This is a genomic window from Sphingomonas bacterium, from assembly GCF_903644135.1.
GTDB lineage: Bacteria > Pseudomonadota > Alphaproteobacteria > Sphingomonadales > Sphingomonadaceae > Sphingomonas.
Window position 1 is genome coordinate 1 of sequence record NZ_CAHJXA010000157.1, and the last position, 6,413, is coordinate 6,413.

Here is a 6,413-nt window from a genome sequence, read left to right on the forward strand (position 1 = left end):
GATCGCGACCGTCTCGCGCGGCCGGTCGATGCGCGAGATGCCGGCCCCGGCGAGCACGCCGTCAAGGCCGTCGGGAGCCAGCCGCGCCGCCTCGGCGACCATCCAGGCGCGGCCGTCGGGCGTGCCTAGATCGGCGATGATGTCGGCATCGCGCAGGTCGACGCCGATCACCCGCTCCCCTGCGGCGATCAGGCGCTCGGCACTGGCCCGGCCGATGCCCGACGCCGAGCCGGTCAGGAGGAAGCTACGCTGCGTCATGCGCCGCCGCGATAGGCCGGGTCGCGCAGCACGGTGCGCAGCACCTTGCCGCCCGCATTGCGCGGCAGGTCGGCGACGAAGTCGATGCCGCGCGGCACCTTGTAGTTGGCCATGGTCTGGCGGCACCAGCCGATGATCGCGGCGGCATCGGCGGCCGCGCCCGGCCGCAGCACGACAAAGGCATGACCGACTTCGCCCAGCCGTACCTCGGGCACGCCGACCACCGCCGCCACCTCGATCGCCGGATGCGCCGCCATCAGCTTCTCGATCTCGGCGGGGTAGCAGTTGAAGCCACCGGAGATGTACATGTCCTTCTTACGGTCGGTGATCCGGAGGTAACCGGCCGCGTCGAGCGCGCCGACATCGCCGGTGTGGAGCCAGCCATCGGCATCGATCGCCTCGGTGGTGGCGGCGGGGTCCTCGAAATAGCCGAGCATCCGCCCGCGGCCGCGCACCAGGATTTCGCCGGTCTCGCCGGGACCTACCGTCTTCCCGGCATCGTCGACGCAGGTCAGCTCGACGCCGGGCAGCGCGAAGCCGCAGGTCTGCGCGATGGTGTCTGGCGGATCGCCCTGCGCGGTCATGGTGATCGCGCCGAACTCGGTCATGCCATAGCCGTTGACGACATTCTCCATGCCCAGCTCCGCGCGCATCCGCTCGACCAGCACCGGCGGCACCGGCGCGGCCCCGGTGACCGCGACCCGCAGCGACGAGAAGTCCCGCTTGCCGCCGGCCAGGTCCTGCAACAGCGACTGGTAGATGGTCGGCGGCCCTGGGATGAAGCTGACCCGCTCGGCCTCGATCAGCCGCGCCATCTCGGCGACGTCGAACACCGCCATCGGCAGCATCGTCGCCCCCCGCGTCAGGCAGGCGACCCAGCCCGCCTTGTAGCCGAAGGTGTGGAAGAACGGGTTGGCGATCAGGTAGCGGTCGTCCTCGCGCAGGTCGACGCGCACGGCCCAGGCGCGGAACAGCGGCACGACATTGCCATGGCTGTGCAGCACGCCCTTAGGGCTGCCGGTGGTGCCGCTGGTGAACATGATGTCGCACGCGTCGTCGGGCGTGACGGCGGCCTCGGCCATGTCCACCGCCGGATCGTCCGCGCCGCCGCCGCCGGCGGTGAACGCCGCCCAGCCGTCCGCCCCCTCCCCATCGATGCGCACCACGCCGCGCAGTTCCGGCAGCGCCTCGCCGGCGATCATCGCCGGATAATCGAAGCCCAGGAAGCGCTCGGTGCAGACCAGCAGCCTGGCATGGGACCGGCGCAGGATGTCACCTGCCTCGACGCCCTTCAGCCGGGTGTTGAGCGGGGTGATCGCCGCACCGGCGATGTGCGCGCCCAGCGCCGCCAGGATCCACTCGCGGCTGTTCGGGGCCCAGATCGCGACCACGTCGCCGCGACCGATGCCGCGCGCCAGATAGGCCGAGGCGACCGCGCGGGCGTCGTGGTAGAGCTCGGCGAAGGTCCAGCCGCGATCGCCGATGATCAGGCCGACCTTATCCCCCAGCCGCGCCGCGGTCGCCCGCGCCGCCGCCGGGATCGTCTCCGCCAGAGCTGCGCCGGACGACATCGTCAGGCACCCCGCGGTTCGCGTGGCAGGCCGAGCGCGCGTTCGGCGATGATGTTGCGCTGGATCTGGTCGGTGCCTGCGTAGATCGTGTCCGCTCGGCTCATCAGGTACAGTGTCGGCAGCGACGGCATCCGCTCCTCGTCCGCGCCGATCTCCCCCTCCTGGCCGAGCACGTCCATCGCCAGCTCGCCAAGGTCGCGGTGCCAACGCGACCAATAGAGCTTGTAGGTATAGGCCGCGCCCGACAGCGTGCCACCATCCTCTTCGGACAGCATCCGCAGCGCGTTGTAGCGCATGATCTTCAGCCCGGCATGTGCCCGCGCCAGCTTCTGGCGGGTGAGCGGGTCGTGCGCCTTGCCGTTCGCCCTGGCGGCGGCGATGATGTCGTCCAGCTCGTTGCGGAAGTGCATCTGCTGGGCGAGCGTCGAGACGCCGCGCTCATACCCCAGCAGCGCCATCGACACCGCCCAGCCATCGCCCTCCGCGCCGATCCGGTCGTCGGCGCTCGCGACGGCGTCGTCGAAGAACACCTCCGCGAACTCCGCCTCGCCGGTCATCTGCCGGATCGGGCGCGGCTTGACGCCGGGCTGGTCCATCTCGACCAGCAGGAACGACAGCCCCTTGGGACCGGCGCTGCCCGGCGTCGTGCGCGCGACGATGAAGCACCAGTCGGCGATCATGCCCATCGACGTCCAGACCTTCTGCCCGTCGATATGATAGCGGCCATTCTCCAGCCGCGCCCGCGTCTTGACGTTGGCGAGGTCCGATCCCGCGCCCGGCTCCGAATAGCCCTGGCACCAGATCGCCTCGCCGCTGGCGATCGCCGGCAGGAACCGCGCCTTCTGCTCGTCGCTGCCCAGCGCCAGCAGGGTCGGGCCGATCAGCTCGACGCCGAGATGGCCGACCCGCGGCGGCCCCTTGGCGCGGGCATATTCCTCCGCGAAGATCACCTGCTCGGCGATCGACGCACCGCGGCCGCCCCATTGCTCGGGCCAGCCGATCACGCTCCAGCGCGCCGCGCCCAGCGCCTGTTCCCAGGCGCGCCGCTCGGCGACGTTGTCGACTTGGTTGGTCTGGCCGCGGATCGACGCGAACGGGCCGGACAGCTGTGCGTTGAGCCAGGCGGCCGCTTCGGCGCGGAACGCGTGCAGCTCGGGGGCGAAGGCAAGCTGCATGGTCAGGCGACCTCGAACAGGCCGGCGGCCCCCATGCCGCCGGCGATGCACATCGACACGACGACATAACGGACGCCGCGCCGCTTGCCCTCGATCAGCGCGTGACCGACCAGGCGCGAGCCGGTCATGCCGAAGGGATGGCCGATGGCGATACCGCCGCCGTTGACGTTCAGCAGGTCGGGATCGATGTCGAGGAACCGCTGGCAATAGAGCGCCTGGCTGGCGAACGCCTCGTTGATCTCCCACAGGCCGATATCGGCCATGGTCAGGCCGGCGCGCTTCAAGAGCTTGGGGACGGCGAAGACCGGCCCGATACCCATCTCCTCCGCCCTGCAGCCCGCGACCTGGAAGCCGCGATAGACGCCGAGCACGGGCAGCCCCTCGCGCTGCGCGGTGGCGAGGTCCATCACCACCTGCATCGACGCACCGTCGGACAGTTGCGAGGCGTTGCCGGCGGTGACGTGCCGGCCTTCCTTGACCACCAGCCCGTCCTTGAACACCGGCTTCAGCGCGGCCAGCGCCTCATAGGTGGTGCCGGCGCGCACGCCCTCGTCGCGGGCGAGCGTCACCTGCTCGTGGCCGGTCTGGTTGCCGGCTTTGTCGAACAGCGCTCTTTGCACGGTGATCGGCACGATCTCGTCGTCGAACGCGCCGCTGGCCTGGCCGGCGGCGGCGCGCTGCTGGCTCTGCGCGGCGAAACGGTCCTGGTCCTCGCGGCTGACGCCATAGCGATCGGCGACGATCTCGGCGGTCTCGATCATCGCCATATAGGCGTGCGGGTCGCTTTGCTTGACGGCTTCCGACCGGTTGCGGAACGCCGGCAGGTGCGCGTTGAGGGTGAGCGAGATGCTTTCCATCCCGCCCGCCGCCGCGACGTCGATCTCGTCGGCGACGATACCACGCGCCGCCAGCGCGATCGCGGTCAGCCCGGAACCGCATTTGCGATCGAGGGTGAAGCCGGCCGTCTCGTCGGGCACGCGCGAGACATGGCTGGTCAGCCGGCCGAGATTATAACTCTGCGTCCCCCAATGATTGCCGACGCCCAGATAGATGTCGTCGATCCGCGCCGGATCGATGCCGGCGCGCGCGATCGCGGCGTCCAGCACATGGCCGGAGAGGACCGGTGCCTCGGTGTCGTTGAACGCGCCGCGGTACGCCTTGCCGACGCCGGTCCGGGCGGTCGCGATGATCGCCGCTTCACGCATGGTCGTTCTCCGGAAAATAGCGGCTGATCGTCTCGACGACGCAGGCGGGCTTGTCCTGGCCCGCGATCTCCACCGTCACGCGCACCACGCACTGGATCGCGGCACCGACCGGCTCGGCGGCGATGATCTCGCCCGTGCCGCGCAGCTGCGATCCCACCGGGACGGGCGAGAGGAAGCGCAGCCGGTTGCTGCCAACGTTGATCCCGGCCGCGACGCCGCGAACCTCCATCATCTGCGGCAGGAACAGGTTGACGAGGCTGAGCGTCAGATAGCCGTGCGCGATGGTGGTGCCGAACAGTCCGGCGCGGGCGCGGGCCGGATCGACGTGGATCCACTGGAGGTCGCCGGTCACGCGGCCGAAATCGTCGATGCGGTCCTGCTCGATCGTCAGCCAGTCGCTGGCGTCGAGGATCGTCCCCACCTTGCCGAGCAGGTCGCGCGGGGAGGAGAAGACGACGGCCATCCGCTCAGGCCCGCTGGCTGGAGACCGGGACGATCTCGCCGGTCATGTAGGAGGACAGGTCGGACGCGAGGAACAGCATGACGTTGGCGATCTCCCACACCTCTGCCGGCCGGCCGAACGCCTCCTGCGCGACCAGCCGGTCGAGCGTCTCCTGCGTCGTTGCCTTGGCCAGGAACGGGTGCATGGCGAGGCTTGGCGCGACCGCGTTGATGCGCACGCCATGCTCGGCCGCCTCGACCGCGGCGCAGCGGGTGAAGGCCATCACCCCGGCCTTGGCGGCGGCATAATGCGCCTGCCCCCGCTGCGCGCGCCAGCCGAGCACGGAGGCGTTGTTGACCATCACACCGGCCTTCGCCGCGTACATCGCCGGCAGAAAGGCGCGGGTCATGCGGAACAGGCTGGTCAGCGTGACGTCGATCACCCGGCTCCATTGCTCGTCGGTCATGTCGACGATCGCCGCCTCGCCGCCGAGCCCGGCGTTGTTGATCAGCACGTCCACCCGCCCAAGCGTGGCGAGCGCAGCGTCGCGAAGCGCCTGCACCTGCGCCTCGCTGGTCACGTCGCAGACACAGGTCGCCGGCCGGGCACCGACCTTTTCTGCAATGCGCTCGGCCGCCTCACCCAGCCGGCGCTCGTGCACGTCGCTGATCAGCAGCGTCGCGCCCTCCTCGGCGGCGCGCTGCGCGGCGGAGAAGCCGATGCCGGTGCCGGCGGCGGCGGTCACCCCCACCGTCTTGCCCTTGAGGAGGCCGCGCGGCTCCGGATAGGCGGGGATCATGCGGGGTCCTCAAGGATAAGCCGGGCCAGCGCCTCGCGATGCTGCTCGGGCGTGCCGAGCCAAGTCGAGGTCGCGCGGGCGCGCTTGAAATAGAGGTGGGCGTGATGCTCCCAGGTGAAGCCGATACCGCCGTGGAGCTGGATCGCCTCGCCCGAGCAATGGAGGAAACACTCCGCCGCCCAGCTCTGCGCGACATGACAAGCCTCGGCGAGCTCGCCCGCATCCTCGTCGATCGCGGCGGCGGCGTAGAAGGCGGCGGAGCGCGACGCCTCGATCATCACCATCATGTCGGCCAGCATATGCTTATAGGCCTGGAACGACCCGATCGCCCGGCCGAACTGGACGCGCTGCCGCGCATATTCGACCGTCGCGTCGAGGCAGTGCTGCGCGCCGCCGGTCTGCTCTGCCGCGAGCAGGCCCGCGCCGATCGCCAACACCCGCCGGATCGCCGCGCCTGCGCCGCCGAGCGATCCCAGGATCGCGCCGTCCGGCACCGCGCAGTCGAAGACCAGCCTCGCAAAGCGGCGCGTGCGGTCGAGCGTCGGCAGCGGCTGCACCGTTAGGCCGGGCGTGCCGGCCGGCAGCGCGACCAGGCTGTCATCGGCGGTGGCGACGACGATCAGGTCGGCGACATGGCCGAAGGTCACGAAATCCGCCACCCCAGTCAGACGACCCTCGGCCAGGGTCGGACGGTTCGCGGTGCCGGCGAAGCTCGCCTTGCACGTCCCCGCCGCCAGCGGCGGCAGCAGGGATGCCCGTTGCGCCTCATCGCCTGCCGCCAGCACCGCCTGCACCGCCAGCACCGCAGTCTCGAAGAACGGCACCGCGGCGAGCGTGCGACCGGTCTCCTCCAGCACCAGCGCCATCTCCACCGCGCCCAGCCCCGCGCCGCCATGCGCGTCGGGCACCATCAGCCCGGCGAACCCCATCTCACCGGTAAGGCGATCCCACAGCGCGGCGTCG

General features: G+C 70.7%; 6 protein-coding genes and 1 pseudogene. All 7 read right to left on the reverse strand.

Annotation, left to right across the window (positions count from 1 at the left end; genetic code table 11):
- Window positions 1–258 (reverse strand): annotated as a pseudogene (locus HUU96_RS09350) (hypothetical protein); the annotation flags it as partial.
- Window positions 255–1,829, reverse strand: a complete 1,575-nt coding sequence (locus tag HUU96_RS09355; RefSeq protein ID WP_174292554.1) for a FadD3 family acyl-CoA ligase — start codon at window positions 1,827–1,829, stop codon at window positions 255–257. The pseudogene HUU96_RS09350 and the gene HUU96_RS09355, both read right to left, overlap by 4 nt.
- 2 nt (window positions 1,830–1,831) lie before the next feature.
- Entirely contained in the window at window positions 1,832–3,004 is a 1,173-nt protein-coding gene (locus tag HUU96_RS09360) for an acyl-CoA dehydrogenase family protein (protein WP_174292555.1), read from the reverse strand.
- A 2-nt stretch (window positions 3,005–3,006) separates the two neighbouring features.
- A complete protein-coding gene (locus HUU96_RS09365; protein ID WP_174292556.1) occupies window positions 3,007–4,209 on the reverse strand; it encodes an acetyl-CoA C-acyltransferase in 1,203 nt (400 codons plus the stop codon).
- Window positions 4,202–4,672: a MaoC family dehydratase gene (locus HUU96_RS09370; protein WP_174292557.1), complete on the reverse strand. Its 471-nt coding sequence runs from the start codon at window positions 4,670–4,672 to the stop codon at window positions 4,202–4,204. Before HUU96_RS09370 ends, HUU96_RS09365 begins: the two co-directional genes overlap by 8 nt.
- Window positions 4,673–4,676: 4 nt before the next feature.
- Entirely contained in the window at window positions 4,677–5,450 is a 774-nt protein-coding gene (locus HUU96_RS09375; protein ID WP_174292558.1) for an SDR family oxidoreductase, read from the reverse strand.
- The coding region (locus tag HUU96_RS09380) for an acyl-CoA dehydrogenase family protein (RefSeq protein WP_174292559.1) at window positions 5,447–6,413 on the reverse strand (967 nt) is incomplete at its 5' end. The genes HUU96_RS09380 and HUU96_RS09375, both read right to left, overlap by 4 nt.